General features: G+C 74.3%; 29 protein-coding genes, 1 pseudogene and 1 riboswitch. Of the genes and pseudogenes, 17 read left to right on the top strand and 13 right to left on the bottom strand.

Annotated elements, in window-relative coordinates; genetic code table 11:
* Positions 1–274, top strand: a pseudogene (locus tag ACWD6N_RS27230) (hypothetical protein); the annotation flags it as partial.
* Between the two features lie 213 nt (positions 275–487).
* Here the strand turns inward: ACWD6N_RS27230 and ACWD6N_RS27225 are convergent.
* From ACWD6N_RS27225 to ACWD6N_RS27205, 5 genes are all read right to left on the bottom strand, one after another.
* A complete protein-coding gene (locus tag ACWD6N_RS27225) occupies positions 488–1054 on the bottom strand; it encodes a dienelactone hydrolase family protein (protein ID WP_354962260.1) in 567 nt (188 codons plus the stop codon).
* 55 nt (positions 1055–1109) lie between these two features.
* Positions 1110–2216, bottom strand: coding sequence for a nucleotide disphospho-sugar-binding domain-containing protein (locus tag ACWD6N_RS27220; RefSeq protein ID WP_354962261.1), 1107 nt, complete (start codon positions 2214–2216; stop codon positions 1110–1112).
* A 9-nt stretch (positions 2217–2225) separates the two neighbouring features.
* A complete protein-coding gene (paaI, locus tag ACWD6N_RS27215) occupies positions 2226–2609 on the bottom strand; it encodes a hydroxyphenylacetyl-CoA thioesterase PaaI (RefSeq protein WP_354962581.1) in 384 nt (127 codons plus the stop codon).
* A 31-nt stretch (positions 2610–2640) separates the two neighbouring features.
* The gene (paaK, locus tag ACWD6N_RS27210) at positions 2641–3948 is read right to left on the bottom strand and encodes a phenylacetate--CoA ligase PaaK (protein WP_354962263.1); all 1308 of its coding nucleotides are present in this window, start codon (positions 3946–3948) and stop codon (positions 2641–2643) included.
* A gap of 90 nt (positions 3949–4038) precedes the next feature.
* Entirely contained in the window at positions 4039–4488 is a 450-nt protein-coding gene (locus ACWD6N_RS27205) for a MarR family winged helix-turn-helix transcriptional regulator (protein WP_354962265.1), read from the bottom strand.
* A 136-nt stretch (positions 4489–4624) separates the two neighbouring features.
* On the opposite strand from ACWD6N_RS27205, the gene ACWD6N_RS27200 reads away from it, so the two are divergent.
* The 4 genes from ACWD6N_RS27200 to crcB all read left to right on the top strand — a co-directional run bounded on the left by ACWD6N_RS27200 (position 4625) and on the right by crcB (position 7794).
* Positions 4625–5845, top strand: a complete 1221-nt coding sequence (locus ACWD6N_RS27200) for an MFS transporter (protein ID WP_354962266.1) — start codon at positions 4625–4627, stop codon at positions 5843–5845.
* Between the two features lie 152 nt (positions 5846–5997).
* Complete coding sequence (locus ACWD6N_RS27195; protein WP_354962267.1) at positions 5998–6756, top strand: class I SAM-dependent methyltransferase; 759 nt, start codon at positions 5998–6000, stop codon at positions 6754–6756.
* 187 nt (positions 6757–6943) lie between these two features.
* Positions 6944–7435 carry a fluoride efflux transporter FluC gene (locus ACWD6N_RS27190; RefSeq protein WP_450005252.1) on the top strand — a complete coding sequence of 164 codons (492 nt, stop codon included), beginning with the start codon at positions 6944–6946 and terminating at the stop codon, positions 7433–7435.
* On the top strand, positions 7432–7794 hold the full coding sequence (gene crcB / locus ACWD6N_RS27185; RefSeq protein WP_354962270.1) for a fluoride efflux transporter CrcB: 363 nt from the start codon (positions 7432–7434) through the stop codon (positions 7792–7794). The genes ACWD6N_RS27190 and crcB overlap by 4 nt, the downstream gene beginning before the upstream one ends.
* Before the next feature lie 94 nt (positions 7795–7888).
* Here crcB and cobO read toward each other — a convergent pair whose 3' ends face one another.
* Positions 7889–8500, bottom strand: a complete 612-nt coding sequence (cobO, locus tag ACWD6N_RS27180; protein ID WP_354962271.1) for a cob(I)yrinic acid a,c-diamide adenosyltransferase — start codon at positions 8498–8500, stop codon at positions 7889–7891.
* Positions 8501–8626: 126 nt separating this feature from the next.
* Positions 8627–8803: riboswitch (cobalamin riboswitch) on the bottom strand.
* A gap of 275 nt (positions 8804–9078) precedes the next feature.
* Positions 9079–9414, bottom strand: a complete 336-nt coding sequence (locus tag ACWD6N_RS27175) for a hypothetical protein (RefSeq protein ID WP_074310459.1) — start codon at positions 9412–9414, stop codon at positions 9079–9081.
* 126 nt (positions 9415–9540) lie between these two features.
* Here ACWD6N_RS27175 and ACWD6N_RS27170 point away from each other — a divergent pair, with 126 nt between their 5' ends.
* The 4 genes from ACWD6N_RS27170 (at position 9541) to ACWD6N_RS27155 (ending at position 12143) form a co-directional block, all read left to right on the top strand.
* Positions 9541–10116 carry an RNA polymerase sigma factor gene (locus tag ACWD6N_RS27170; RefSeq protein WP_354962272.1) on the top strand — a complete coding sequence of 192 codons (576 nt, stop codon included), beginning with the start codon at positions 9541–9543 and terminating at the stop codon, positions 10114–10116.
* Positions 10109–10828, top strand: coding sequence for a hypothetical protein (locus ACWD6N_RS27165; protein WP_354962273.1), 720 nt, complete (start codon positions 10109–10111; stop codon positions 10826–10828). Before ACWD6N_RS27170 ends, ACWD6N_RS27165 begins: the two co-directional genes overlap by 8 nt.
* Positions 10829–10956: 128 nt before the next feature.
* On the top strand, positions 10957–11451 hold the full coding sequence (locus ACWD6N_RS27160; protein WP_354962274.1) for a hypothetical protein: 495 nt from the start codon (positions 10957–10959) through the stop codon (positions 11449–11451).
* A gap of 26 nt (positions 11452–11477) precedes the next feature.
* A complete protein-coding gene (locus ACWD6N_RS27155) occupies positions 11478–12143 on the top strand; it encodes a hypothetical protein (protein ID WP_450005251.1) in 666 nt (221 codons plus the stop codon).
* Between the two features lie 44 nt (positions 12144–12187).
* Here the strand turns inward: ACWD6N_RS27155 and ACWD6N_RS27150 are convergent, their stop codons facing one another.
* Entirely contained in the window at positions 12188–13084 is an 897-nt protein-coding gene (locus ACWD6N_RS27150) for an aldo/keto reductase (protein WP_354962276.1), read from the bottom strand.
* A 73-nt stretch (positions 13085–13157) separates the two neighbouring features.
* A complete protein-coding gene (locus ACWD6N_RS27145) occupies positions 13158–14423 on the bottom strand; it encodes an MFS transporter (protein WP_354962277.1) in 1266 nt (421 codons plus the stop codon).
* 161 nt (positions 14424–14584) lie between these two features.
* Here ACWD6N_RS27145 and ACWD6N_RS27140 point away from each other — a divergent pair, with 161 nt between their 5' ends.
* Together ACWD6N_RS27140 and ACWD6N_RS27135 are read left to right on the top strand one after the other, a co-directional pair.
* Complete coding sequence (locus ACWD6N_RS27140) at positions 14585–15574, top strand: LacI family DNA-binding transcriptional regulator (protein WP_450005250.1); 990 nt, start codon at positions 14585–14587, stop codon at positions 15572–15574.
* 111 nt (positions 15575–15685) lie between these two features.
* On the top strand, positions 15686–16387 hold the full coding sequence (locus ACWD6N_RS27135) for an alpha/beta hydrolase (protein ID WP_354962279.1): 702 nt from the start codon (positions 15686–15688) through the stop codon (positions 16385–16387).
* 21 nt (positions 16388–16408) lie between these two features.
* Here ACWD6N_RS27135 and ACWD6N_RS27130 read toward each other — a convergent pair whose 3' ends face one another.
* The gene (locus ACWD6N_RS27130) at positions 16409–17530 is read right to left on the bottom strand and encodes an FUSC family protein (protein WP_354962280.1); all 1122 of its coding nucleotides are present in this window, start codon (positions 17528–17530) and stop codon (positions 16409–16411) included.
* Positions 17531–17619: 89 nt separating this feature from the next.
* Between ACWD6N_RS27130 and ACWD6N_RS27125 the strand changes: the two genes are divergently transcribed.
* Positions 17620–18558, top strand: a complete 939-nt coding sequence (locus ACWD6N_RS27125) for an AraC family transcriptional regulator (RefSeq protein ID WP_354962281.1) — start codon at positions 17620–17622, stop codon at positions 18556–18558.
* A gap of 14 nt (positions 18559–18572) precedes the next feature.
* Here the strand turns inward: ACWD6N_RS27125 and ACWD6N_RS27120 are convergent, their stop codons facing one another.
* Positions 18573–19202, bottom strand: a complete 630-nt coding sequence (locus tag ACWD6N_RS27120; RefSeq protein WP_354962282.1) for a TetR/AcrR family transcriptional regulator — start codon at positions 19200–19202, stop codon at positions 18573–18575.
* Between the two features lie 66 nt (positions 19203–19268).
* Here ACWD6N_RS27120 and ACWD6N_RS27115 point away from each other — a divergent pair, with 66 nt between their 5' ends.
* Positions 19269–20432: an FAD-dependent monooxygenase gene (locus tag ACWD6N_RS27115; RefSeq protein WP_387322324.1), complete on the top strand. Its 1164-nt coding sequence runs from the start codon at positions 19269–19271 to the stop codon at positions 20430–20432.
* Between the two features lie 19 nt (positions 20433–20451).
* On the opposite strand, the gene ACWD6N_RS27110 is transcribed toward ACWD6N_RS27115, so the two are convergent.
* Both ACWD6N_RS27110 and ACWD6N_RS27105 read right to left on the bottom strand, forming a co-directional pair.
* Complete coding sequence (locus tag ACWD6N_RS27110) at positions 20452–20874, bottom strand: NUDIX hydrolase (protein ID WP_354962284.1); 423 nt, start codon at positions 20872–20874, stop codon at positions 20452–20454.
* Between the two features lie 66 nt (positions 20875–20940).
* Positions 20941–21216, bottom strand: a complete 276-nt coding sequence (locus ACWD6N_RS27105) for a hypothetical protein (RefSeq protein WP_450005249.1) — start codon at positions 21214–21216, stop codon at positions 20941–20943.
* Positions 21217–21664: 448 nt separating this feature from the next.
* On the opposite strand from ACWD6N_RS27105, the gene ACWD6N_RS27100 reads away from it, so the two are divergent.
* The 4 genes from ACWD6N_RS27100 to ACWD6N_RS27085 all read left to right on the top strand — a co-directional run bounded on the left by ACWD6N_RS27100 (position 21665) and on the right by ACWD6N_RS27085 (position 24187).
* Positions 21665–22381, top strand: coding sequence for an LppM family (lipo)protein (locus tag ACWD6N_RS27100; RefSeq protein ID WP_387322321.1), 717 nt, complete (start codon positions 21665–21667; stop codon positions 22379–22381).
* Between the two features lie 146 nt (positions 22382–22527).
* Positions 22528–22872, top strand: coding sequence for a hypothetical protein (locus tag ACWD6N_RS27095; protein ID WP_354962286.1), 345 nt, complete (start codon positions 22528–22530; stop codon positions 22870–22872).
* An 11-nt stretch (positions 22873–22883) separates the two neighbouring features.
* On the top strand, positions 22884–23492 hold the full coding sequence (locus tag ACWD6N_RS27090; protein WP_354962287.1) for a glycine zipper family protein: 609 nt from the start codon (positions 22884–22886) through the stop codon (positions 23490–23492).
* A complete protein-coding gene (locus ACWD6N_RS27085; RefSeq protein ID WP_354962288.1) occupies positions 23489–24187 on the top strand; it encodes a carboxypeptidase-like regulatory domain-containing protein in 699 nt (232 codons plus the stop codon). Before ACWD6N_RS27090 ends, ACWD6N_RS27085 begins: the two co-directional genes overlap by 4 nt.
* Positions 24188–24196: the final 9 nt, after the last annotated feature.

The raw sequence follows: 24196 nt of genomic DNA, 5'->3' as shown, positions 1-24196 counted from the left end.
GCCGGTCCGATCCGCCGCCGCCCTCGCCCCGGCCCGCGCGGGGCGGGCGAACGCGCCGACGCCGCGCTCCATCGCGCGTGGTGACCGGAGCCCGGAGGTGGGCCGGACGCTGGCACCGGTCCGCGCGGCACCCGCCGCACCCGAGTCGTCCGGGCTGCGGCCCACGCGCCGGCGCGGCGCGCTGACCGTCGTCCGTGCTGCGCCCGGCGTGGCGCGCGCCGTACCCCGCCCGCCGTTGATCCATCCGCTGGGCGGCCTTGCCGCGTCCGCGTGACCGTTCTGGCGACGATTGCGCAAGGGCCCTCGCCAGGCCTCGCGATCCAGCCGACGACCACCGTCGTGCCGCCCGCCCACTGGCCGCCACACCGCCTGCCCGGCGGCGCCGGCAGCCGTCGACGTCTGGGGTGACCTGGGCAACGGTGCCTCAGCGGGAGTGCCCTGGCCACGAAGGTGCGCAGCTGGGTCGCCGCGCCGACGGGTCCGACGCTCAGGCCGTGGCGAGGAAGGCCAGCACCCGCGGCCAGGTCGCCGCGGCGGCGTCCGGGGCGTACTCGGCGAGGTCCGGGTCGGTGAACAGGTGCCCCGCGCCCGGGTAGCGGAACACCGTCAGGTCGGCGCCGACGTCGGTCATCTCCCGTTGCCACTCGTCGACCTCGTCCGGCGCGTCGTACGGGTCGGGGTCGGCGAGGTGCAGCTGTACCGGCAGCCCGGCGCGGGCGGCTTCCGGCGCGCCACCGGTGCCGTGCAGCAGGAGCAGACCGGCGGTGTCGGGGCGCTCGGCCAGCAGCGCCCCGGCCACGCCGGCGCCCATCGAGAAGCCGGCGAGCACGGTCTCCGCCGGCAGCTCCCGCAGCGCCGCGCGGGCCCGGTCGAGCACCACCTCCTGGCCGATCTTGTCGAGCAGCGCGAAGCCCTCCTCGACGGTGTCGGTGGCCTGGACGCCGTAGAGGTCGGGCGTGACGACCCGGTGCCCGGCGGCACGCAGCCGGTCCGCGGCGGCGCGCACGGCGGGCCGCAGCCCGTACACGGAGTGGAACAGCACGACGTGTCGCATCCGGTCATCCTGCCCCAGCTGGGCGGCCGTACGAGGTGGGCACGCGGGGCGGCCGTCAGACCAGCGCGGCCAGCCGGGCCACCAGTTCGGACGGCGGCGGCATCGCGGCGATCTCCCGGCCGACCTGCCCGGCCGCGGCCCGCAGGCCGTCGTCGGTGAGCAGCCGGGTCAGCGTCCGCGGGGTGATGTCGCGGGGGCGTAGTGCCAGGCCGGCGCCTCGACGGGCCACCAGCTCGGCATTGTGCCGCCGGTCCCCCGGACCGACGGTGGCCAGCTGCGGCAGGCCGGCGGCGAGAGCGCCGAACGCGCTGCCCGCCCCGCCGTGGTGGACCAGCGCCGCGCTCGCCGGCAGCGCCTCGTCGAGCGGGATCCAGTCGACCACCCGGACGTTGCCGGGCAGCGCACGGGTCGAGCGCGGGTCCGGCCGGACCAGCACGATTTCGGCGTCCACCCGGGCGGCGGCCGCGACCACGGCAGGCATCGGCCCCCGGTCGCCGGGGCCGGTGAGGGTGCTGCGGGTGACCAGGATCCGGGGCCGCTCACCCGGCTCCCGCAGCCAGGCCGGGAGCTCGCCGCCGCCGACGTAGGACGTGTACCGCATCGGCCAGCCGTCCTGCCTGGTCACGCTGGGCGGGGCGACGGCGAGGGCCGCGGCGGGCGGCGGCAGCTCGGTCAGGTCGTGCCGGCGCAGCGCGGCGCCGAGTCGGGCGGTGGTGGCGCGGACCAGGTCCCGTCCGTCGAAGAGGGCGTTCTCCTGCCGGACCGCCGGCACGCCCAGCCGGGCGGCGGCCACCGCGCCGGCCACCGCGAACGGCTCGTGCAGCACCAGATCCGGACGCCACCGGGTGGCCAGCGCGACGATCGGGTCGGTGAGCTGGTCGTTGAGCGCCCCGAAGAGCAGGCCGGCGCCCCGGGTGCCGGCCGTGCCGGCCAGCTCGGCGCGGGCGACGAGCGGGTGGCGCGGCAGCACGCGCAGCGCGATCCGGCCGAAGTCGAAGCCCGGCGCGATGTCGTGTACCGGCAGGCCGGCGTCGGCGGCGGCCAGGCCGCCGCCACCGGTCGCCAGCAGCACGTCGTGGCCGGCGTCGCGCAGCGCGACGGCGAGCGGCACCAGCGGGAAGACGTGGCCGACGAGCGGCGCGGAGACCACCAGGACACGCATGGGCGGATCCTATGTCGACGGTGGCGACGCCGGTGTCCGGCTGCGGCCCCGGAACTCGGCGACCACCTCGCCGTCGTCCCGGGTGACGGTGACGTCGTAGATGCCGCTGCGGCCGTAGCGGGTGCGCTCGGTGGCGCGGGCGGTGAGCAGATCACCGGCGCCCGCCGGCCGGACGAAGGTGATCTCACCGCCAGCCGCGACGGTCACCGGGCCCCGGCTGTTGCAGGCCAGCGCGAACGCGGTGTCGGCGAACAGGAAGACGAAGCCGCCGTGGGCGATCGCATGACCGTTGAGCATCCCCTCGGTCACCCGCATCCGGGCCACCGCCGCGCCGTCGCCGGCCTCGACCAGCTCGATGCCGAGACCGCGCGAGGCCACGTCGGCGGCGAACATGTCGTACGCCGGGTTGCGCTGTTCCGCCACGTCAGCCGGCCCGCCGCTGGTCGACGATTCGCCGCATCTTGCCCACCGAACGCTCCACCGCGTCCGGGGCGAGCACCTCGACCGCCACGCTCACCCCGATGGTGTTCTTCACCAGCTCCACCAGGGTCGCGCCGGCGCGCTCGGCGGCGTCCACGGCGACCTCGGCCCGCCGCTCCACCCGCACCGTCAGGGTGTCCAGCCGGCCCTGCCGGTCGAGTACGCACTGGAAGTGCGGCGACAGCTGCGGGGTCCGCAGGATCAGCTCCTCGATCTGGGTCGGGAAGAGGTTCACCCCGCGCACGATCATCATGTCGTCCGTCCGGCCGGTGATCTTCTCGATCCGGCGCATCGGGCGGGCGGTGCCGGGCAGCAGCCGGGTCAGGTCCCGGGTCCGGTAGCGGACGACCGGCATCGCCTCCTTGGTCAGCGAGGTGAGCACCAACTCGCCCTGCTCGCCGTCGGGCAGCACCGCGCCGGTGAGCGGGTCGATGATCTCCGGATAGAAGTGGTCCTCCCAGAGGTGCAGCCCGTCCTTGGTCTCGACGCACTCGGTGGCCACACCCGGGCCCATCACCTCGGAGAGCCCGTAGATGTCGACCGCGTGGATGTCCAGCCGGTGCTCCATCTCCCGGCGCATGTCCTCGGTCCACGGTTCCGCGCCGAAGATGCCCACCCGCAGCGAGGTCGCCCGGGGGTCGAGGCCCTGGCGCTGCATCTCGTCCACGATGGCCAGCATGTAGCTGGGCGTGACCATGATGACCTCGGGTTCGAAGTCGCGGATCAGCATGACCTGGCGTTCGGTCATGCCGCCGGAGACCGGGATGACGGTGCAGCCCAGCTCCTCGGCCCCGTAGTGCGCGCCGAGCCCGCCGGTGAACAGCCCGTAGCCGTACGCAACGTGCACGCGGTCGCCCGGACGGCCGCCGGACGCGCGGATCGACCGGGCCATCAGCCGGGCCCAGGTCCGCAGGTCGTCGCGGGTGTAGCCGACCACAGTCGGCCGGCCGGTGGTGCCGGAGGAGGCGTGCAGCCGGGCGACCCGCTCGCGGGGCACGGCGAACATGCCGAACGGGTAGTTGTCCCGCAGCTCCGCCTTGCCCGTGAACGGGAAACGGGCCAGGTCGTCGAGGTCGCGGCAGTCGTCGGGATGCACCCCGGCCGCGTCGAACGCCCGACGGTAGTGCGGCACGTTGTCGTACGCGTGCCGCAACGACCAGCGCAGCCGCTCGCGTTGCAGGGCGCGCAGCTCGTCGATGCCGGCGCGCTCGATCGGCTCCAGCTCCTCGGGACGAGGGGTGCGATCCTGCATCGCCTGCCTCCTTCGTGCGACGGGCCCGGCCGGGCTCCGGGTACCGTACGCCCGGCCTGGTGGGCCGACCATCGCCGCCCCGGAGTGGAGTCAGCGGGCGGTGGGCAAGCGGTGCAGCGCGGCCACCAGCGGGGCCAGCTCCGGGGTGGCCTCCCCTTCGGCCAGTGCGGACGTCAGCACCTCGTCGTGGGTGGGTCTGGCGTGGGCGAGCAGCTCGGAGCCGGCCGGGGTCAGCTCGGTGTAGATGCCGCGCCGGTCGTCGGCGCAGAGGATCCGGGTGAGCAGGCCGCGCTGTTCCAGACGGGTGACCAGGCGGGTGGTCGCGCTGCTGGAGAGCGCGGCGGCGCGGGCGAGTTGGCTCATCCGCATGTGCCAGCCGTCCTGTCGGGAGAGCGCGTCGAGCACCGTGTACTCGACGACGGACAGGTCATGGGTGGCCTGCAACGCCCGCTCCAGGGACGTCTCGATCAGCCCGTGCAGGGCGGCGAGGGTGCGCCAGCCCTGCGCGCGGATCTCGACCGCGTCGTCGGCGATGCCCATGACGGCCTCCTGGGATGTGATCTGACCGGCCCCAGGCTACCACGCTTGCGCCTATATGAAGCGCGTGCAACTATCTCGTTGTTGGCGCGGGTAGTTGCACGCGCCGAATATCTGACCCCTCCCCGATGGGAAGACCATGCCCGTACGCCCCACGTCCATGCCGCCCGGCCTGATCGCGCTGGCCCTCGGCGCCTTCGGCATCGGGCTCACCGAATTCGTCATCATGGGTCTGCTGCCCGAGGTGGCCGCCGACTTCGCGGTCACCGAGCCGGTGGCCGGCTGGCTGATCTCCGGCTACGCCCTCAGCGTGGCCGTCGGCGGGGTGGCCCTCACCGCCGCGGTCACCCGACTGCCCCGCAAACCGGTCCTGCTCGGGCTGATGGTGCTCTTCATCATCGGCAACCTGCTCTCCGCGGTCGCCGGCGACTACGGCGTGATGATGGCCGGCCGGATCGTCGCCGCGCTCTGCCACGGCGCGTTCTTCGGCATCGGCGCCGTGGTGGCCGCCGGACTGGTCGCGCCGGCCCGCCGGGCCGGCGCCATCGCGCTGATGTTCGCCGGGCTGACCATCGCGAACGTGCTCGGCGTCCCCTTCGGCACCCTCCTCGGCCAGCACGTCGGCTGGCGTTCGACGTTCTGGGCGATCACCGGCATCGGGGTGGTCGCGCTGATCGGGCTGGCCCTGCTCATCCCCGGCCGCGGCACCGTCGACGCCCAACGCCCGGCCGGTGGGCTGCGCGGCGAACTGCGGGCCTTCACCCACCCGCAGGTCTGGCTCTCCCTGGTGATCACCGTGCTGGGCTTCGGCGGCATGTTCGGCGCGTTCACCTACATCGCCTACACGCTCACCGAGGTCAGCGGCTTCGCCACCAGCGCGGTGCCATGGCTGCTGGTCCTCTTCGGCGTAGGGCTCTTCGTCGGAAACCTCCTCGGCGGCCGGGCGGCGGACGTGTCGCTGTCGCGCACCCTGATCACCGTCCTGGCCGTACTCACCGTGGTGCTCGTCGGGTTCGCCCTGACCGCGTCGAGCCCGGTGCTGACCGTCGCCTCGCTGGTGCTGATGGGCGCGTTCGGCTTCGCGACCGTCCCGCCGCTGCAGATGCGGATCATGCGGTACGCGCACCAGGCGCCCACCCTCGCGTCGGGCGCGAACATCGCGGCGTTCAACCTCGGCAACGCGCTGGGCGCCTGGGTCGGCGGGGTGACCATCGCCGCCGGGCTCGGCTACACCGCACCGATCTGGGCCGGCGCCGCGCTCACCCTGGCCGGCCTCGGTGTCCTACTCGGGGCGCTCCGGCTGGCCCGCCGCAGCGGGGCGCCGACGGCCGACGCGGACCTGGCACCGACCGCGGCCTGACCCGCGGCGGCAGTCGCGCGAGAGGAGAGCCGGGCCGGGCGGATGACCGACCCGGCTCCCCTGTGATCATCGCTCTGCCATGTTCTCGCAATTGCAAGTTATGTGCAACAAGGTCTGGACAAGTGTCTCGTTCGGTAACTAGCCTGATCCATATGACTCCTTACATCACGGATCCGTCGGCGTGGCAGGAGAGCTGGGACCGCCAGCAGGAGGCGTACCTACCGGACCGGGAGCACCGGTTCGCCGCCATGCTCGACGCCGTCGACGCGGTCCGCGACGGCCGGCCGCCGCGCGTGCTCGACCTGGCCGGCGGCACCGGCACCATCTCGCTGCGGGCGTTGACGCGTTTCCCCACCGCCGAGGTGACCCTGCTGGACCTCGACCCGGCGCTGCTGGCCATCGCCCGCGCCTCGCTGAACGACCGGGCCACCGTCGTCACCGCCGACCTCGGCGCCCCCGAATGGCGATCCGCCCTGCCTCACGACGAGTACGACGCCGTGCTCACCGCCACCGCGTTGCACTGGCTGCCGGCCGAGCGGCTCGGCCGGCTCTACGGCGAGGTCCGCGATCTGCTGCGGCCGGGCGGGATCTTCGTCAACGCCGACCACATGCCCGACGACACCCTGCCGGAGCTGACCAAGCGGCTGCTCGACCGGGCGCGGGACCGGCGGGCCGCCCGGTACGCCGCCGGGTCCGTGCTGTCGTGGTCGGACTGGTGGGACCGGGCCGGCGCCGATCCGGTGCTCGCCCCGCTGGTCGCCGAGCGGCACGCCATCTACCCGACCGGGCACAGCCCCGAGTGGAACCCCCCGGCCTCCTGGCACCTGGCCGCGCTGACCGCGGCCGGCTTCAGCGAGGTCGGCACGGTGTGGCGCGGCGGCACGGACGCCGCGGTCGCCGGGGTGCGCTGACCCACCAGCCCCGCCGGCCGGCGTCTGCCGCGCCGGTCGGCCCGGCGCTCGGTGGGTGGACGATATGCTGACGCCGGAGCAGGAGCGCTCCCGGCGGTGGGGCCCGCCGTCCCGGGGACACCGGGAGAACCGCGACGCCGCTCGCCAACGGTCCCTGCCAGTGACACCGTGCTGGTGGGGAGGCATCATGTCCGGACCGCTCGACCCGCGTACCGACCCCGACGTCGACCTGCGCGTCCCCGTCGACCGTGGCGAGCTGAAGGCTCATCCCGCGGCGGTGCTCGCGGCGATCGCGGCGGGCGGGGTGCTCGGCGCGCTGGCCCGGGCCGGCCTGCAACACGCCCTCCCCCACGCGCGGACCGGTTTCCCGTGGGCGACCTTCGGCATCAACCTGACCGGCTGCCTGCTGATCGGCGTCCTGATGGCGGTGCTCGGGCACGTCGGCGGCGGTCGACCGCTGGTCCGCCCGTTCCTCGGGGTCGGGGTGCTCGGCGGGTTCACCACCTTCTCCACCTACGCCGTGGACGTGCAGCAGGCGGTGGTCGCGGGCGCCCCGGTCACCGCGCTGGCGTACCTGGCCGCGACGGTGCTCGGCGCCCTGGTCGCGGTGTGGCTGGGTGACGCCGCCGCCGCTCGACTGCTCGACCGGGACCGCGACGACGGGCGGGCCGTCCGGTGACCGTGCTGCTCATCGTGCTCGGGGCGGCCGTCGGCGCGCCGCTGCGCTACCTCACCGACCGGGCCGTGCAGGCCCGGCACCACTCGGCGTTCCCGTGGGGGACGTTGACCGTCAACGTGTTCGGATCGCTGCTGCTCGGCGTACTCGTCGGGCTGCCGGCCGGCCCGGCGGTCAGCGCGCTGCTCGGCACCGGCTTCTGCGGCGCGCTGACCACCTACTCCACCTTCAGCTACGAGACGCTGCGGCTGACAAGGACCGGCAACCGGCTCCTCGCGCTGGCCAACGTGCTGGGCAGTGTGACCGCCGGGCTCGCCGCCGCGACCGTCGGCTACGTCCTCGCCCGGGCCCTGACCGGCTGACCCGTTCCCGGCCAGCGGAGACCGCTGCGGCCGTCCGGGCCGGCGCGGTCGTCGCCCATCGGGCGGGGCAGCGGCCACGACTCGGCGGCGGCGCTCACCACTCGATGCCCTTCTGGCCCTTCTGGCCGGCGTCCATCGGGTGCTTGACCTTGGTCAGCTCGGCCACCAGGTCGGCGGCGGCCACCAGGCGCGGGTCGGCGTCCCGGCCGGTGATGACCACGTGTTGGAAGCCGGGACGGTCGGCCAGGGTGGCCACCACCTCGTCGACGTCCACCCAGCCCCACGTCATCGGGTAGGTGAACTCGTCCAGCACATACAGCCCGTAGCGCTCGGCGGCCAGGTCGCGTTGGATCTGCCGCCAACCCTCCAGGGCGTCCGCGGCGTGATCGGCGTCGCCGCCACGCTGGATCCAGGACCAGCCCTCGCCCATCTTGTGCCACGCCACCGGCGCGCCGTGACCGGTGCGCTCGTGCACCTCGCCGAGGGCCCGGAAGGCGTTCTCCTCCCCCACCCGCCACTTGGCGCTCTTGACGAACTGGAACACCCCGACCGGCAGGCCGGCTGCCCACGCCCGCAGCGCCAGCCCGAAGGCGGCGGTGGACTTTCCCTTCATCTGTCCGGTGTGGACCATCAGCAGCGGCCGGTGACGTCGCTGCCGGGTGGTCAAACCGTCGGCGGGCACCGTGCTCGGCTTTCCCTGCGGCATCAGGCGGTACGACCGGGGCCGGGTGCGGCGGTGGGTGCGGCGGAGCGCCCGCCGAGCGGATCATGACGGTGTCCGTCAATGAAAGAGACGCCGTGCGTCATCGGGTCCTCCTCGGGTGTCCACGCCCTGGGGTACATCCCGACGGCCGAAGTATCCTGGCTTCCGAATCGACGCTCTCCCCCGGCCTTCCAACCGCAGACACGCGGCCGTGACTCACGAGGGGGGATCGCTCCCCGGTGACAGTGGCGGGACCGCGTCGGAATCACACCGACTTCCTTCACTGCCGTCAGGCCGCGAATGCTGCCACACCCGTCCGTCGCCGGTCAACGCCGACCCCGGCCTGGCCAGGCGAATGACTCTCATCGATATCTGGCGGTTGAGGCGTGCTCGGACGCCGCATCGGAACGCCCCGGGTCAATGCGACGCGTCCTTTGCTCTGCTTCAGCCAGCGCAACAGTGACGACGCCTTTTCGTTGCGCCCGGGTAAGCAGAGCAAAGGGTGCGCACACGTCCTCTGGCCTGCCCCGATCGCCCGGTGGGACGGCGGCTCACGGCCACCTCGACGGACGCGGCCACGCTCACCGGGCGTGGCGTTCCGGGTGGGCACGGCTCCAGGTGCGCATCCGTTCCGGGTAGCCGGTGCGGGCCGCCTCGTACAGCGGCACCGCGTGCTTGCGGGCGATGGCGCCCGCCGCACGCGGGGTGCCAGTACGGCGACGGATCCACTCGCCGTCGTGTGCGATCGCCACCACCGTGGTGTCGGTGGCGGTGGTCTCCGGCTCCAGGTAGAACTCCACCCCCCGCCGGCTGGCGATGAACGCCTCGAGCGCGGCGAGGTCGTCCCGGGTCGCCTCCCGGTCCAGCTTCGTGGGGGTCGCCTCGGCGCCCCGGGCCCGCCGACTGAACCAGCCCATGACCGACCCCTCTCCTCGACGCCCATCCAGTGCACCACCGTTTCCTGGCAATACGCTGCACGCCGGGTGAGAGTGGGCTGACCGAGCCGCGGCTGGAACCCGCAGCGCGTGAGCGGTGTCATGAAGGTGACCCAACCGGAGGTACCCCTGGACGACGACGTGCTCGTCACCCGCGCTCGGGCAGGTGACCTGGAGGCGTACGACCTCCTGGTCGCCCGGCACACCGCGTCCGCGTACCGGACGGCGGTGCTACTCGGCGCGGGCTCGGACTCCGAGGACGTCATCCAGGAGGCCTTCGTGAAGGGGTACCGAAAGCTCTCCCGCTACCGGGCGGAGTCGTCGTTCCGCTCGTGGCTGCTGGCGATCGTCGCCAACGAGACCCGCAACCTGCACCGGTCACGCACCCGCCGCGACGGCCTCGTCCTGCGGGCCGCGGCGGCGAACCCGGCTTCGGAGATCGCCGAGGACGACGCGGTCGGCGCGGTCCTCGCCGGGGAGCGCCGCGCCGTGCTGGTGGACGCTCTGCGCCAACTGCCGGTACGCGACCGTGAGGTGATCGTCTGCCGGTTCTTCCTCGATCTCAGCGAGGAGGAGACGGTGGCGACGTTGGGCTGGCCGCGGGGCACGGTGAAGTCGCGGACGTCCCGGGCATTGGCGAAGCTCCGCGGCTTGCTCGACCGCGAGGAGGTCCGGAGTGGATGACCTCGAGAGGGAGCTGCGTGGCCTCTCCACCTGGCTGGAGACACCCGACGCGCCCGACGTGACCACGCGCGTACGCGCTCGGCTCACCGAGCCCCCGTCCCGGCGGCGTCGGTGGCGCGCCTACGCGGCGGCGGCGCTCGTCGCCCTGCTCGTGGCGGTGCTGCCACCGGGACGGGCGGCCCTCGCCGACGCCGTCGCGGGGCTGCTGCGCTTCGCCGGAGTCACCGTTGTCACGTCGCCCGACCCGGTGCTGCCCACCGGCACCCCGTCGCCGTTGCCCGCGCAGCGAACCGCGGCCCTGGATGAGGCGCAACGGGCGGTGCGCTTCCCGATCCGCCTACCGGCGAAGCTCGGTCCGCCCGAGCGGGTGCTGGTCGCCGATCCCGACGACACGGGCGCCTACCGGGTGGCCACGCTGCTCTACCACGGGGGCGCGCTGCGCATCGACGCCTTCGATGGTCGGCTCGACCTGGCGTTCCACAAGCAGACCAGCCGGCCGGGAGCGGAGTGGGTCCAGGTCGACGGCGACTTCGCCGTCTGGGTCGGCGGCCCGCACGTCCTGGCCTACGTGGATCGCACCGGACAGGTCCGGATGGAGACCGCCCGGCTCGCCGCCTCGACCCTGATCTGGCAGGGGGCCGACGCGAGCTACCGGCTGGAGGGCGACCTCACGAGGGCCGAGGCGATCGAGATCGCCGAATCGCTGGACTAGGCGTACTCCCAGGAAAGCTCGGACGGGGAACTTGGCGGGCGCGTCCGGTGTCTTGATGGTGCGAGGACGTTCTGACTCATCGACAGGTATTCGGAAGGGGCGAGATGGGTGCATGGGGCAGGTTGCTGATGGGGTCGGTGCTCCTGCTGACGGCGTGCACGACGGCCGGCCGGTCGGCCACGCCGGTCGACGCGCCGACCAGCACGACCTCCGCGACCGCAGCGACGGGTTGCGGCCCGCGGATCGAGACGGGGTCCCTGCCCGACTGGGCGGACGCCGGGTTCAGCGGGGACGCCCGGGTCCCGCACGTCTTCGGCGCGAAGGGCGACATCGTGGCGGTGCTGTTCGCTCACCCGCTCGCTCAGGTCAGACAGGACGGGTCGAACAACAAGATCCTCTGGGTCTCCCGCCCTGCCTCGACATCGTCCGAGACGACGTCGCCGAAGGCCCTGGCGATCACCGCGACGCTGTACGGCACCGACACCAGGGTGACCCGCGAGGTCGCCGGCGGTCCGGGTCCGTCGATCATCGACATGCCGCACGCGGGTTGCTGGAAACTCGAACTCCGCTGGTCCGGGCACACCGACACGATGGATCTGGTCTACACCGACCGGCTGCCCTAGACACGTCGCCCCCTAGGCTGCGGGACGTGCCCAAGGACGTGCGGGAGGCGGCGGCCCGTAACAACGCCGAATGGTGCGACGTGGTCTGCGGCAGCCACGGGCTGGCCGGCCGGACCGACGCGGACGCCTGGTCGGTCCGCCGCCGCTCCCCAACCTGGTACCCGGACGCGGTCACGCTGCGCCCCGGCGTCGACGTCGATGCCCTGCTGGCCCGGATCGACGCCAGGCCCGGCGCCTCGGTGAAGGACAGCTTCGCCGACCTCGATCTGTCCCGGTACGGCTTCCGGGTGCTCTTCGACGCACAGTGGATCCACCGACCACCGCTGGATCCGCCCACCGGCGCTCCGCTGACCCCGGTCACCACGCCGACGGAACTCGCCGTCTGGGCGGCGGCGCACGGCGGCGGGTCGCTGTTCCGGCCGGCACTGCTGGCCGACCCCGGGGTACGGATACTGGCCCGGTACGACGACCGGGGCACGGTTCTGGGCGGCGCGGTGGTCAGCGGCGACAGCGCGTACGGGGTCTCCAACCTGTTCTCCCACACGGTGGACCCCCGCGAGATCTGGCACGGCGTCCTCGCCACCGTGCCCCGGGTACCACTGGTCGGCTACGAATCCGGCCCTGACCTGACCCCCGCCCTGACAGCGGGCTTCACCCAACAGGGCCCCCTCCGAGTCTGGCTCCGCGACTGACCCACCCCTCCCCCACCCCCCGGTGATCATGGAAGACGGCGGGGTCAGCCGAGCAGGGTCAGGTCTTCGGGGGTCAGGTGGAGGGCGGCGGCCGCCACGTTCGCCGTGAGGTGCGCCGGGTCGCCGGTGCCGGGAATGGCCAGCACGTGCGGCCCCTGGTGCAGGGTCCAGGCCAGGCGTACCTGGTGCGGGGTGACGCCGTGGGCCCGGGCGACGGCGTGCACGGCCTCGCCCTGCTCGGCGCTCGCGCCCGCCTCCCGGCCGGTGCCGGCCAACGCGAAGAACGGCACGTAGGCGATCCCCCGCTCGCCGCAGGACCTGACGAACTCGTCCTGTTCCCGGTAGGCGTCCACCCCGTAGTTGTTCTGCACGCAGACCACCGGCGCGATGTCCGCCACCTCCTCCAACTGCCCGGGCCGGACGTTGGAGAGCCCGAGGTGCCGGATCAGCCCGGCGGCGCGCAGCTCGGCCAGGGCGCCGAAACGCTCGGCCAGCGGCACCGGGCCCGGTCCCCGGCCGAGCCGCAGGTTCACCACGTCCAGGCGGTCGAGGCCGAGCCGGCGCAGGTTCTCCTCCACCTGGGCCCGCAACCGCGCCGGGGTGACCGCCTCGGTGAAGCCGCCCACCGGGTCGTACCCGAAGCCGACCTTGGTGGTGATCACCAGATCCTCGGGGTACGGGGCGAGCGCCGCCCGGATCAGCTCGGTCGCGTAGCGCGCCGGGCCGGTGCCAACCCCCAGGGTCCCGCCGGGCGAGACATAGAAGGCGGCGGTGTCGATGTGGTTGACGCCCAGCTCCACGGCGCGGCGCAGCAGCGCGATCGCTCGGCCGCGGTTCGGGTTCGCGGTGATCCGCATGGAGCCGAAGCCCATCCGGTGCACGGCGCGGTCGCCCAGGGTCCAGCTGCCCGCCGCGGCGGCGGTGATCAAGTCGGTTGGCATCGGGCGACCGTAGCCAGCCGGGGCGCGCGGCGCAGTCGGCCATGCGCCCGATACCGCTCGGCGGCGTTCCGGGTTAGATTTTCTGTGCTGGCGAGGTCGGTCCGGCGGCGCCCGGCGGGCGCAGCACCGGCACCAGCGCCAGGGTCGGCAGCAGCAGCAACGGCACCACCAGCAGCGCCTGCAGGATGCCGACCCGGTCGCCGAGCAGCCCCAGCAGCGGTGGCCCACCCAGGAACGCGGTGTAGCCGATCACCGCGACCACGCTCACCCGGACGGGCGCGTGCGCCTCCTCGTCGGCCGCCGCGCTCATCCCGACCGGGAAGCCCAGCGACGCGCCGAGTCCCCAGAGCGCGACGCCGACGATGGCGACCGGCCCCGAGCCGGCCAGCACGGCCAGGCCCGCGCCAAACGCGGCGAGCAGGACGGTGCTGGTGAGCACCGGCACGCGACCCCACCGGTCCAGCGCGACCGTGCCGGCGGTGCGACCGAGGGTCATGCCGACGACGAAGACGCCGAAGACCACCGCGCCGGCCGCCTCGCTCAGGTCCCGGCCGTCGACGAAGGCCACTGCCAGCCAGTCGTTGGCGCTGCCCTCGGTGAACGCCGCCACCAGCACGAAGAGCCCGATCAGCAGGGTGCGCGGCTCCCGCCAGGCGGCGAGCTGGGCGCGGCGGCGAGCGCGCGGGCTGGCGTCCGCCGTACCCTGCGCCTCGTCGACGACCGGCTGGGGCAGGAACGACCGGGCGCCGAGCACGGTGCCGGCCAGCACCACCACCGCCACACCGGCGAGATGCGCGCCGACGGGCAGGTCGAACCGGGCCGCCCCGGCCCCGAGTGCCGCGCCCGCCACCGATCCGAGGCTCCACGCCGCGTGGAAGCGGGGCATGACGGTACGCCCCAGGCGCCGCTCCACCGCCGCACCCTCGACGTTCATCGCCACGTCGCAGGCGCCGGAGCCGTAGCCGAACGCGGCCAGGCCCACCGCGACGACGACGACCGAACCGGCCACCGTGGCACCCAGCCCGGCGACGGTCAGGCCGACCGCGACCAGCACGGTGGCCAGCGTCACGGTGCGGGCCGCGCCGAGGCGCTGGGCGAGCAGGCCGGAGGTGGGCATGGCGAGCAGCGCGCCGATGCTCATCGCGAGCAGCAGCAGGCCGAGCCGGCCGGCGGAGAGGTCCAGCGCCTCGCGGACCGCCGGCACCCGGGAGAACCAGCTGCCGACCGCCAGCCCGTTGAGGGTGAAGACGACGGCCACGCCGTTGCGGGCGGTCCGCACGGCCCGGGAGGGCGCCGGGGCGGTGGCCGGGGGGACGGGCGGACTGGTGGCGGCGCTCACGGGGACGGTTCCTCTTTCTCGGGGTGATCTCCTGGCACGATCGCACACCTGAGAGCGCTTCCACCACAACCGGGGTGACCGCCCTTACCGCCGGTGGCCCAGCCGGGGCATGATGCCGGGCAGGCGTCCGTCCGCCGGACGGCTGGTCGGGGGAGGAAACCATGACGGCAGCCGCGCACCGGCCGGGCACGCTGGAGGACGTCGCGCGGGCCGCCGGGGTGTCCCGGTCCACGGCGTCGCGGGTGATCGCCGGGACCGGGTTCGCCTCGCCGTCCGCCCGGGAGCGGGTCGCCGCGGCCGCCGACCAGCTCGGCTACGTGCCCAACCCGGCCGCCCGGGCACTGGTCCGCGGCGGGGGCGTACGGCTGGTGGTGGCGGTCGCCGGGCCCAGCGCGGCGGTGCTGGACGACCCGTACGTGCACCGGGTGGTCGGCTCGGCGGCCCGGGTCTGCGCGCCGGCCGCCATCGGGGTGGCGCTGCACTGGCTGCCGCTGGGCGAGCCGAACAGCCTGGACCAGCTCGCCGGCGACGGCAGCGTGTGCGGGGTGGTGCTGGTGAACACCACCGAGGATCTGCTGGACGCCGTGCCCCGGTCGCTGCGCGGCCGGGTGGCCTCGATCGGCATCGGCTCGGCCACCGTCCCGTCGTTCGACGTCGACAACGCCGCCGGCGCCGAGGAGGTGCTGCGCCACCTGTACGCCGGCGGTCGCCGCCGGATCGCCATGGTGGCCGGCCCCCGGTGGCTGCCGTGCTCGCAGCGGCCGGTGCAGGCGTACCGCCGGCTGATGCGCCAGGCGGGGCTGCCGGAGCGGGTGCTGCCCGGTGACTTCACCGCGGCGCGCGGCCGGGCGGCGGCCGACGAGGCGTTGCGGCGCTGGCCGGACCTCGACGCCGTGTACGCGATCAGCGACGAGACCGCGTTCGGGGTGATCGCGGCGCTGCGCGAGGGTGGGGTGCGGGTGCCGGGCGACGTCGCGGTGGCCGGCTTCGACGACATCCCACTGGCCGGGATGACCGCCCCCGCGCTGACGACCGCGAGCCACCCGGTGGGCCGGATCGCCACCGCCGCGGCCACGGCCGTGCTGGACCGTCGTCCGACCGCGCCGGTGACCCTCTTCCCGTCCGCCCTGGTGGCCCGCGACAGCGCCTGACCCGATCCAGGCCCTTCGCGCCGGCGGCACCTGACCCACTGCGGGCGGTTAACCGGTGGCGGGCCGGGTAACCGCGGCGCACACCCCGCCGACAGCGAGGAACGGTGACCCGTGTCCGAACTCAGGCCGCCGCGGCAGGAGCCGGCGGGCGTTTCCCGCCCCGGCCGGTTGACCGCCCGCGCCCACCCGCCGGTGGCGCCGGCGCCCGCCGGGCTGGTGCCGCTGAGCGCCCCCGGCGGTGGGCTGTTGGCGATGGTGTACGCCCCGGAGCCCGCCGCCGACGACGCCGCGTACCGGCTGGTGGTGCTGCTGCACGGGGCGGGCGGCTCCGCGCGGCAGGGGCTGGACCTGCTGCTGCCGGTCGCGGACGCGCACCACCTGCTGCTGGTCGCCCCGCAGGCGGCCGCCAGCAGCTGGGACCTGATAGCCGGGGGCTTCGGGGTGGACGTGCGGCGCATCGACGAGCTGCTGGCCAGCGTCTTCGACGGCTACCCGGTGCGCGACGTGACGTTCGGCGGGTTCTCCGACGGCGCCTCGTACGCGCTCTCGCTGGGCCTGACCAACGGCGACCTGGTCGACGCGGTGCTGGCCTTCTCCCCCGGTTTCGCCGCGCCGCCGGCCACGCACGGCCGGCCGCGGATCTTCGTCGCGCACGGGGTGGACGACCGCGTCCTGCCGATCGACATGTGCAGCCGCCGGCTCGTCCCGCACCTGCACGACCTGGGCTACGAGGTCACCTACGAGGAGTTCCCCGGCGGCCACGAACTGCCCACGTCGATCCGGCGGTCCGCCACCACCTGGCTGACCACCTGACCCCGACCGCTCGGGTGCGGGTCAGACCGGGGGAAGACCGAGGGCGTCGTCCACCCGGGTGAGGACGGCGACGTCGTCGTCGGGGTTGACGCCGCGCAACAGGTCGATGGCCGTGGCCCGGACCTGGCCGATGATCATGGCGAGTGGGAGGGTCTGGGTCGGACCGAAGAGCTGTCCGACGGTGCGCACCGCGGCCAGCGCCGACTCGTCCGCCCGGCTGGCGTGCCGGTCGGCTGCCTCGTCCCGCCCGTCCAGGTCGGCGGCGAGGGCCGCTCCGGCCTCCCGGACCGCCTCGGCCAGCGCACGTAGCGCCACGCCCAGCTCGGGCGGCGCCGGGGACTGCAGCCGGCTGAGCGTCACCCCGGCGCGGGCCAGCACGCGGACGTTGCGTACCGCGTAGTCAATCTGCCGGATCGACTCGTCCACCGACCGCAGCCGGCCGATGTGCCGGCGCCGGCGCACGTTGAGCCGCAGCGCCTCGCCGGCCGCGAGCACCCCGTCGCGCAACCCGTCGACCCGGGCGTCCATGCCCCGCGCCCGGACCAGCGCGGCGACCGCGCCGGGCTCGTCGCGACGATCCAGCGCGTCGGCGATCCCGTCCAGCAGCCCGGCCAGTTCGTCGAAGGTCCGCCGCACCTCGGCGACCAGCGGGGCCAGCGGGTGCCGGGCGTCGACCAGCAGGCTGACGGCGAGCGCGACCGCGCCGCCGATCAGCGCGTCGACGAAGCGGAACGGCACCAGCGACCCGTCCGGCGGTGCGACCACCACCAGGTAGAGCGCCGAGACCGCGGCCTGCACCAACGTCACACCGGTGGCGCCGAGGGCCGCCGAGAGCAGGATGGTGAGCAGGATGACGGTGAACACCGTCCAGGTGGTGCCCGGGCCCAGCGCCTGCACCACCAGATCCGCGACCAGCACCCCGGCGGCGACACCGAGGACGACCTCGACGGCCCGCCGGATCCGTTGTCCCCGGGCCTGGCCGAGGACGATGAGCGCCGCCGCCGGAGCGAAGAATGGCTGCGGGTGCCCGACCAGCCGGGTGGCGAGCAGCCAGGCCACGGTCGCCGCGACGGTCGTCTCCAGCACCGGCCGCCAGTCCCGCCGCAGCCGGTCCCCGGCGACCCGCAGCCCCCCGAACCGCACCTTCGCCCACCTCCCGCACCCGGTCACCGGCACCGCGCCGGCGTCTGGCGGCCGCCGGAGCGCCCCTCGCGATCGTCTACCATCGCGCCATGGACCCCCTCACCGGGCTGCTCGACGGTCCCCGGGCCCGGGGCGCCTTCCTACTCCGCTCGGTGCTCGACCCGCCGTACGCGCTACGGATCGAGGACCGGGCGCCGCTCACCGTCGTGGCGCTGGTCAGCGGCACCGCCTGGCTCGTACCCGACGACGCCGCCGCGGCGGCGCTGCGCCCCGGCGACGTGGCGGTGCTGCGCGGGCCGGACGGTTACCTCGTCGCCGACGACCCGGCCACCCCACCGCAGGTGGTGATCCACCCCGGTCAGCGCTGCACCACCCTGCGCGGCGAGCCGCTGACCGAGTCGATGGCGCTGGGCGTACGCACCTGGGGCACCGGCCCACGCGGATCGACGGTGCTGCTGACCGGCACGTACCAGTTGCCCGGCGAGGTGAGCCGACGGCTGCTCAGCGCGCTGCCACCGCTGCTGGTGGTCCCCGCCGACGAGTGGCGCAGTCCGCTGGTCCCGCTGCTGGCGCAGGAGGTGACCCGGGACGCCCCCGGCCAGGCGGCGGTGCTGGACCGGCTGCTGGACCTGCTGCTGATCGGCGCGTTGCGTACCTGGTTCGGCCGCGGCGACGCGGCGCCCGGCTGGTACCGGGCGGCCGGCGACCCGGTGGTCGGCCCGGCCATGCGGCTGCTGGAGAACGACGCCGCCCGAGGGTGGACGGTCGCCGCGCTCGCCGCCGAGGTGGGCGTCTCCCGGGCGGTGCTGGCCCGCCGGTTCACCGAGCTGGTCGGTGAGCCGCCGATGGCGTACCTGACCGGGTGGCGGCTGACGCTCGCCGCGGATCTGCTGCGCGAGCCCGACGCCACGCTGGGCGCGGTGGCCCGGCGGGTCGGCTACGCCACCCCGTACGCCCTGAGCACCGCGTTTCGTCGGGTCCGCGGGATCAGCCCGAGCCAGCACCGGATCGGCGCCACCGCCGGCTGATCGCGCCAGCGGGGTCAGCTGCCGGTCAGGGCGTGCAGCAGGGTGCGAACGGCGGCGGTCAGGTCGGCCCGGCTGGCCGGGCTGCCGGGCGCCGGGGCGGTGAGCGCGCCGGCGCCGACCAGCCGGTCGAAGAGCAGCCCGTCCACGAACGCGACGAACTGGTCGCCCTGCCGCTGGGGGTCGGGGGCGCCGGCCCGGGTCAGCAGGTCGCGGGCCTGGACCCGCAGGCCGGTGCCGTGGTGCAGGATGCCGCGCAGCTCGGGGCGGTGCACCGCCTCCAGCAGGCAGGCGTAGCGGGCCAGGGTCCGGCTGCGTCCGGTGCTCAGCCAGCGGTCGAGCACCTCGGCGACGCCGGCGGCGAGCCGGTCGAGGTCGTCACCGTCGAGCCGGGGGCCCGGCGTCGGGGGTGGCGGGCCGGTCGGCAGGTCGTACACCTCCAGGTCGGCCCGGTCCCGTTCGGCGAGCCGTCCCACCACCGCCTCGATCAGCGCCTGCCGGGTCCGCAGGTACGCGGACGTGGTGCCGGGCGGCATGTCGGCGCGACCGTCCACCGCCCGGTGCGTCAGCGCTCGCATGCCGCCGTCGGCGATCAGCTCGATGGCCGCGTCGGCCAGCAGCGCGATCCGGTTCGTCCGGGCCGTCACGCACCTCCCCCTTCCGGTGGTCCGCAGGTAGTATCACTCTTCTACAACTGTAGAAAGGTGGTCGACATGGACGACCCGCACGCGGTGGTGGTCGGCGCCGGGATCGGCGGGCTCAGCGCGGCGCTCGCCCTGCACCGGCACGGATGGCGGGTCACCGTCCTCGAGCGCGCCGCCGAGCTGCGCGAGGTCGGCGCCGGGCTGACCCTGATGGCGAACGCGCTGCGCGCGCTGGACGCACTCGGCCTCGGCCCGGCCCTGCGCCGTGGCGAGCACGCCGAGGCGCCCGGCGGCATCCGCGACCGGCACGGCCGGTGGCTGTCCCGGGTGGACGCGGCGGAGATGACCCGCCAGCTGGGCACCACGGCGCTCGGCGTACACCGGGCCACCCTGCACCGCATCCTGCGCGAGGCGCTGCCGGCCTCGTCGCTGTTGACCCGGGCGGAGGTGGAGCACGTCGAGCCCGGCCCGGACCGCGCCGAGGTGCGCTACCAAGGGCCCGCCGGCCTGCAGACGCTCGCCGCCGACCTGGTGGTCGGCGCCGACGGCCTGCGCAGCCGGCTGCGCGCTCAGCTCTGGCCGCAACACCCCGCCCCGGTGTACGCGGGCTCGACGGCCTGGCGGGCCGCCATCGCGTTCCCCGACCCCGTCCCGGCGGCGATCAGTTGGGGCCCGGCGGCCGAGTTCGGGATGGTGCCGCTCGGCGCCGGCCAGGTCTACTGGTACGCCGCGCTCACCGCCCCGCCCGGCGGCCACGCCCCGGACGAGTTGGCGGTCGTCCGGGAACGCTTCGGCGACTGGCACGCGCCCATCCCAGCGCTGCTGGCGGCCACCCCACCCGGGGTCGTGCTGCGCAACGACATCCACCACCTGGCCACACCGCTGCCCTCGTACGTGCGGGGGCGGGTGGCGCTGCTCGGCGACGCCGCCCACCCGATGACGCCCAACCTCGGGCAGGGCGCCGGCCAGGCGATCGAGGACGCGGTCGTGCTCGGTGCGGTCTGCGCCGGCGGCGCCGAGGGGCTGCCGGCCGCCCTGGCGGCGTACGACCGGCAGCGTCGTCCCCGTAGCCAGGCCATCGCCCGGGCCGCCTTCCGCGCCGGCCGGTACGGCCAGCAGCTCCGCAACCCCCTCGCCGTGGCGGTGCGGGACGCCGCGTTGCGGCTCACCCCGGCCCGGGCGGCACTTCGGGGCATGGCCCGGTACGCCGACTGGCGGCCTCCAGGGGGCTGAACCGGTCCCGGCGGTCGTTTCAGCCGGCGGTGGCCGCGCCCGCGTACTTGGGTGAGGCGAGGAACCGGGTCAGCACCTCGACGGTGCCCGGTGTGTAGGGACGGCCGTCGAGCACCTCGTCGCGGGGCACGAAGACCATCGCTGCCCCCTCGCCGAGCACCACGTCCTCCTGCCGGGCCCGGGTGCCGCCGATGAAGTAGTGCTTGACCCGCTCCAGCTCCGGCAGCGGCTGCACCGCGAACGGGCGCAGCGGCCCGTCTGCGCGCAGGCCGGTCTCCTCCCACAGCTCCCGCTCGGCGGTCTGCTCCGGCGTCTCCCCCGCCTCGCCATGCCCGCCGGGCAACCCCCACACGTTGGGGTGGTAGCGGGCGTTGCCGTCGCGCAGTTGCAGCAACAGTTGCCCGTCGGGATCCACCAGCAGCACGCACGCGACCACCGTCATCCAGTCAGCGTAGACCCGGGCCGGTGGCCCTGTCGGGTAGGCGCTCGCGCGGTGGAAGGTGTCCGATCATCGACGGCCTTCGCGACCGGTTGTAGCGCCGGGACGAGTCCCGTAGGCCCGCTCCCCCACCGCCACCAGCCGCGCGGGTGGCGGCATCGCCGAGCATTCCGCGCAGGCCGAGGCGTACGCGGTCGCGGCGTCCACGCCGAGCCGCCCGGCGAAGGCGTACTCGTCGGCCAGGATGATGTCGAAGATGGCCGGGTCGTCGGTGGGCGAGCACGTCCGCCCAGCCGGCCAGCCCGAGCCGCTCCTCGGCGTCCACGATGGGCTCCAGGTGGACATGCAGCTCGATCTTCGGGGTGTGGCGCTGGGCTGGCGTCATCGTGGTGCTCCCGGGTCCGGTCGACGGGGCACCCAGCCTGTCGCACCCCGGCCCCGGCCGGCCTCCCCCACAGAGGGATCTCCGGCGTGAAAACCGCGATGGGCCCAAAACTCCAGGGTAATCATTTCTGCCGCCGCCGGCCTCGGCCGAACATGACAGCACGCCGGTAATATCGGCGACTGCGTTGTGACTGATCGCTGACTGCTCATGGTGAACGCGATCACACACACTGAGCGCATGAACAGGAGAGTCAACCGCGGTAAGGCACTCCGCGTCGCGGTGTGTCTCCTCCTTCTCGCCGTTCTGAGCGGCTGCATTCAGGACGGTCGAGGGCGCAGTGACCTCGTCCGGCACGCACCGCCAACGCCCGATATCGTTCTACCAGTATTTCCGGGACTAGAACGACCCGTGTTCACCCGATTCTGGGCCGCTCAACTCAACATGGGGCTCACCGTCAACACCGACGACACAGTCGACGGGCAGCTGCTGCTGACTGCTCACAGGTCCCGGCTGGTCGCCTGGAACAAGACCATGCCGGCGGCCATCGCCGAGTTGCGCCAGAACATCCCCGCGCTGCCGCCCGGCGAGGAGTCCGGCTACGAGGACAGCAATCTCTTCGGCACCCAGATCAGTTACCGCAAGGCGCCGCTGGCGACCTTCGACAGCGAGAGCGTCAAACTGGTCCGGGACGGCGATTTCTACCGATTCACGTTGCCGCTCGACCCGAAGAAGTACGGCGGAAAAATGGCCGAGCAGAATCCGCAACAGCAACAGGCTTTCCTCAAGTTGATGTCGTTCGAGATCTCGGTGACATTTCCCGGCCGGGTGATCGATTCCAATGGCACCGTCAACGGCCGGTCGGTCAGCTGGAAGGTGGACTCCAACCAGGACAAGCCGACCGAGCTGCGGGCCGTCGCCGAGGCGCCGCCCCGACCGTCGGCCTCGCCGGTCGCCGCCGCCGACGGAGGCGGGTTCCCCTGGCTGCTGATCGTCGGCGGGTTGCTCCTCCTGCTGCTGCTCGCCGCGGTGGGCGTGTTCCTGCTGCGTCGCCGCCGCCCGGCGGCGCCGGCCGCACCCGGCCCGACCTCGCCGGGCCCGCCCGCCGGCGCGCCCGGGCCCGGCTGATCCATCCGGTGGCCGGCCCCGCCGGCCACGCCCGGCACCGGCCGCCCCGCCACGACGGCGACCGGCCCCGGTGCTCCCACCACGGGAGCACCGGACCTCACCACCACCACATCCCGGTCGCACCATCGCAGAAAAGGGGGATCGCCATGAACGATCTCTTCACCTGGGCCGCACTGGGCAGCCTCGCCGGCGCGAGCGCCGCCACCCTGCTGGCCACCAACGTCATCGGCGGGCTGATCGGCCCCAGCGGCGACAAGCTCCGCAAGTGGATCGCCATCGGCATCGCGCTCCTGCTGTCCTACGTGACCGCGGCGTTCGCCGACGACGCCGGCGGCGAGAAGTGGATCATCGCGTTCTTCAACGCGCTGGTCATCTTCTCCGCCGCGCTCGGCGTCAACCAGATTCCGCCCGGCAACCGGCAGGCGACCCAGGCGTCGCCGACCCAGCTCGCGCAAGGTCGTGAGCCCCGCATCCTCCGCTCCTGGGTCTGAGGAGTGACATCATGATCTTCGGAATCATCAGCGCGGCCGTCCAGGTCGGCTTCGGCGCCCTGTTCGGCCTCCTCGTCGGCGGCCCGATCGGCCTGCTGATCGGCGCCGTCGTGGGCCTGCTGGTCGGCGCGGCCTTCGGCTGGGCGGTGGCCTCCGCCGGGGTGTACGCGGCGGACGCCCGCGGCGTCTTCCTCTTCGTCGTCGACCACACCTGGAGCCTGCTGAACACGGTCGTCGGGGCCATCTACCTGGCCGTGCACCTGCTCTTCGGGCACTCGCTGGACCGGCCCACCTCGCAGGGCAGCGGCCGGGTCAGCGTGGTGGAGGGGGTCTCGCCCCGCTACGCCACCACCATCGGCACCGTCTGCGCCGGCTCCAGCTCCGGCATCCAGCGGCACGAGGACGTGCACATCTTCCAGGGTCGCCTGCTCGGCCCGCTCTACATCCCGCTGGTCCTGGCGAACTACGTGCTGTTCACCATCGCACCGGTGTGGCTGCTCTACCACGACCACACCAACGCGCCGATCAACCGGTTCACCCGGTACTTCGAGATCGGCGTCTACCCGCACGTGTGGAACGAGGCCATCGCGTACCGGATCCAGGGGACGCCGCCGCGATGAGCACCGACGGGCGCGGACCGATCGAGACGGCGACCGCCGAGTTGGCCGCCTGGCTGACCAACGCGGCCGGGGAAGCCGTCCCGATCGGCCCGCCCCGTACCGACGGCGACGCCGCCGGGCTCACCCTCTGGCCGATGGAGCTGCGCCCGGCGCGGCAGACCCGCTCCAGCGGCGCGGTCCGCGAGCCGTACCGGTTCACGGTCCGCTACCTGCTCTGCGTGACCGGTCCGGCCGGGCTGGACCGGCTCGACCGGGTGCTCACCGCCGCGACCCGCGACGGTCGCTACCCGGTGGTGCTGGAGGCCGGTGCGGCGCCGCTGTGGACCGCGTTCGGCACCGCGCCACGCCCCGGGCTGCTGATCGACGTGCCGACGCAGGTGGATCACCCGACCCCGGCCGCGCCGCCGGTGCTGCACCCACTGCGGCTGAGACAACTGGAGTCCCGCACGCTCACCGGCCGGGTCGTCGGCCCCGAGGAGCAACCCCTCGCGGAGATGCGGGTCGAGCTGCCCGGCACGTCGTCCGTCACCCGCACCGATCCCGACGGCCGGTTCCTGATCGTCGGCGTACCGCACGACCCCGAGCACCCGGGCCCGGTCCGGCTCCGGCTGACCGGGCGCGGGCTCGTGCTCACCGCCGAGGTCGACCCCGCCGAACCCGACATCGTCATCGTCTGCGCGCCACCGACCCGCTGACGCCCACCC

This window comes from Micromonospora sp. NPDC005163 (genome assembly GCF_053599835.1).
This window is presented reverse-complemented; position numbering and strand designations above follow the sequence as displayed.

Coding starts and splice junctions, on each gene's coding strand:
- ACWD6N_RS27225 (WP_354962260.1), bottom strand. CDS start 1,054: ATGCGACACGTCGTGCTGTTCCACTCCGTGTACGGGCTGCGGCCCGCC.
- ACWD6N_RS27220 (WP_354962261.1), bottom strand. CDS start 2,216: ATGCGTGTCCTGGTGGTCTCCGCGCCGCTCGTCGGCCACGTCTTCCCG.
- paaI (WP_354962581.1), bottom strand. CDS start 2,609: ATGTTCGCCGCCGACGTGGCCTCGCGCGGTCTCGGCATCGAGCTGGTC.
- paaK (WP_354962263.1), bottom strand. CDS start 3,948: ATGCAGGATCGCACCCCTCGTCCCGAGGAGCTGGAGCCGATCGAGCGC.
- ACWD6N_RS27205 (WP_354962265.1), bottom strand. CDS start 4,488: ATGGGCATCGCCGACGACGCGGTCGAGATCCGCGCGCAGGGCTGGCGC.
- ACWD6N_RS27200 (WP_354962266.1), top strand. CDS start 4,625: ATGCCCGTACGCCCCACGTCCATGCCGCCCGGCCTGATCGCGCTGGCC.
- ACWD6N_RS27195 (WP_354962267.1), top strand. CDS start 5,998: ATGACTCCTTACATCACGGATCCGTCGGCGTGGCAGGAGAGCTGGGAC.
- ACWD6N_RS27190 (WP_450005252.1), top strand. CDS start 6,944: ATGTCCGGACCGCTCGACCCGCGTACCGACCCCGACGTCGACCTGCGC.
- cobO (WP_354962271.1), bottom strand. CDS start 8,500: ATGCCGCAGGGAAAGCCGAGCACGGTGCCCGCCGACGGTTTGACCACC.
- ACWD6N_RS27175 (WP_074310459.1), bottom strand. CDS start 9,414: ATGGGCTGGTTCAGTCGGCGGGCCCGGGGCGCCGAGGCGACCCCCACG.
- ACWD6N_RS27160 (WP_354962274.1), top strand. CDS start 10,957: ATGGGGTCGGTGCTCCTGCTGACGGCGTGCACGACGGCCGGCCGGTCG.
- ACWD6N_RS27150 (WP_354962276.1), bottom strand. CDS start 13,084: ATGCCAACCGACTTGATCACCGCCGCCGCGGCGGGCAGCTGGACCCTG.
- ACWD6N_RS27140 (WP_450005250.1), top strand. CDS start 14,585: ATGACGGCAGCCGCGCACCGGCCGGGCACGCTGGAGGACGTCGCGCGG.
- ACWD6N_RS27125 (WP_354962281.1), top strand. CDS start 17,620: ATGGACCCCCTCACCGGGCTGCTCGACGGTCCCCGGGCCCGGGGCGCC.
- ACWD6N_RS27115 (WP_387322324.1), top strand. CDS start 19,269: ATGGACGACCCGCACGCGGTGGTGGTCGGCGCCGGGATCGGCGGGCTC.
- ACWD6N_RS27110 (WP_354962284.1), bottom strand. CDS start 20,874: ATGACGGTGGTCGCGTGCGTGCTGCTGGTGGATCCCGACGGGCAACTG.
- ACWD6N_RS27105 (WP_450005249.1), bottom strand. CDS start 21,216: ATGTCCACCTGGAGCCCATCGTGGACGCCGAGGAGCGGCTCGGGCTGG.
- ACWD6N_RS27095 (WP_354962286.1), top strand. CDS start 22,528: ATGAACGATCTCTTCACCTGGGCCGCACTGGGCAGCCTCGCCGGCGCG.
- ACWD6N_RS27090 (WP_354962287.1), top strand. CDS start 22,884: ATGATCTTCGGAATCATCAGCGCGGCCGTCCAGGTCGGCTTCGGCGCC.
- ACWD6N_RS27085 (WP_354962288.1), top strand. CDS start 23,489: ATGAGCACCGACGGGCGCGGACCGATCGAGACGGCGACCGCCGAGTTG.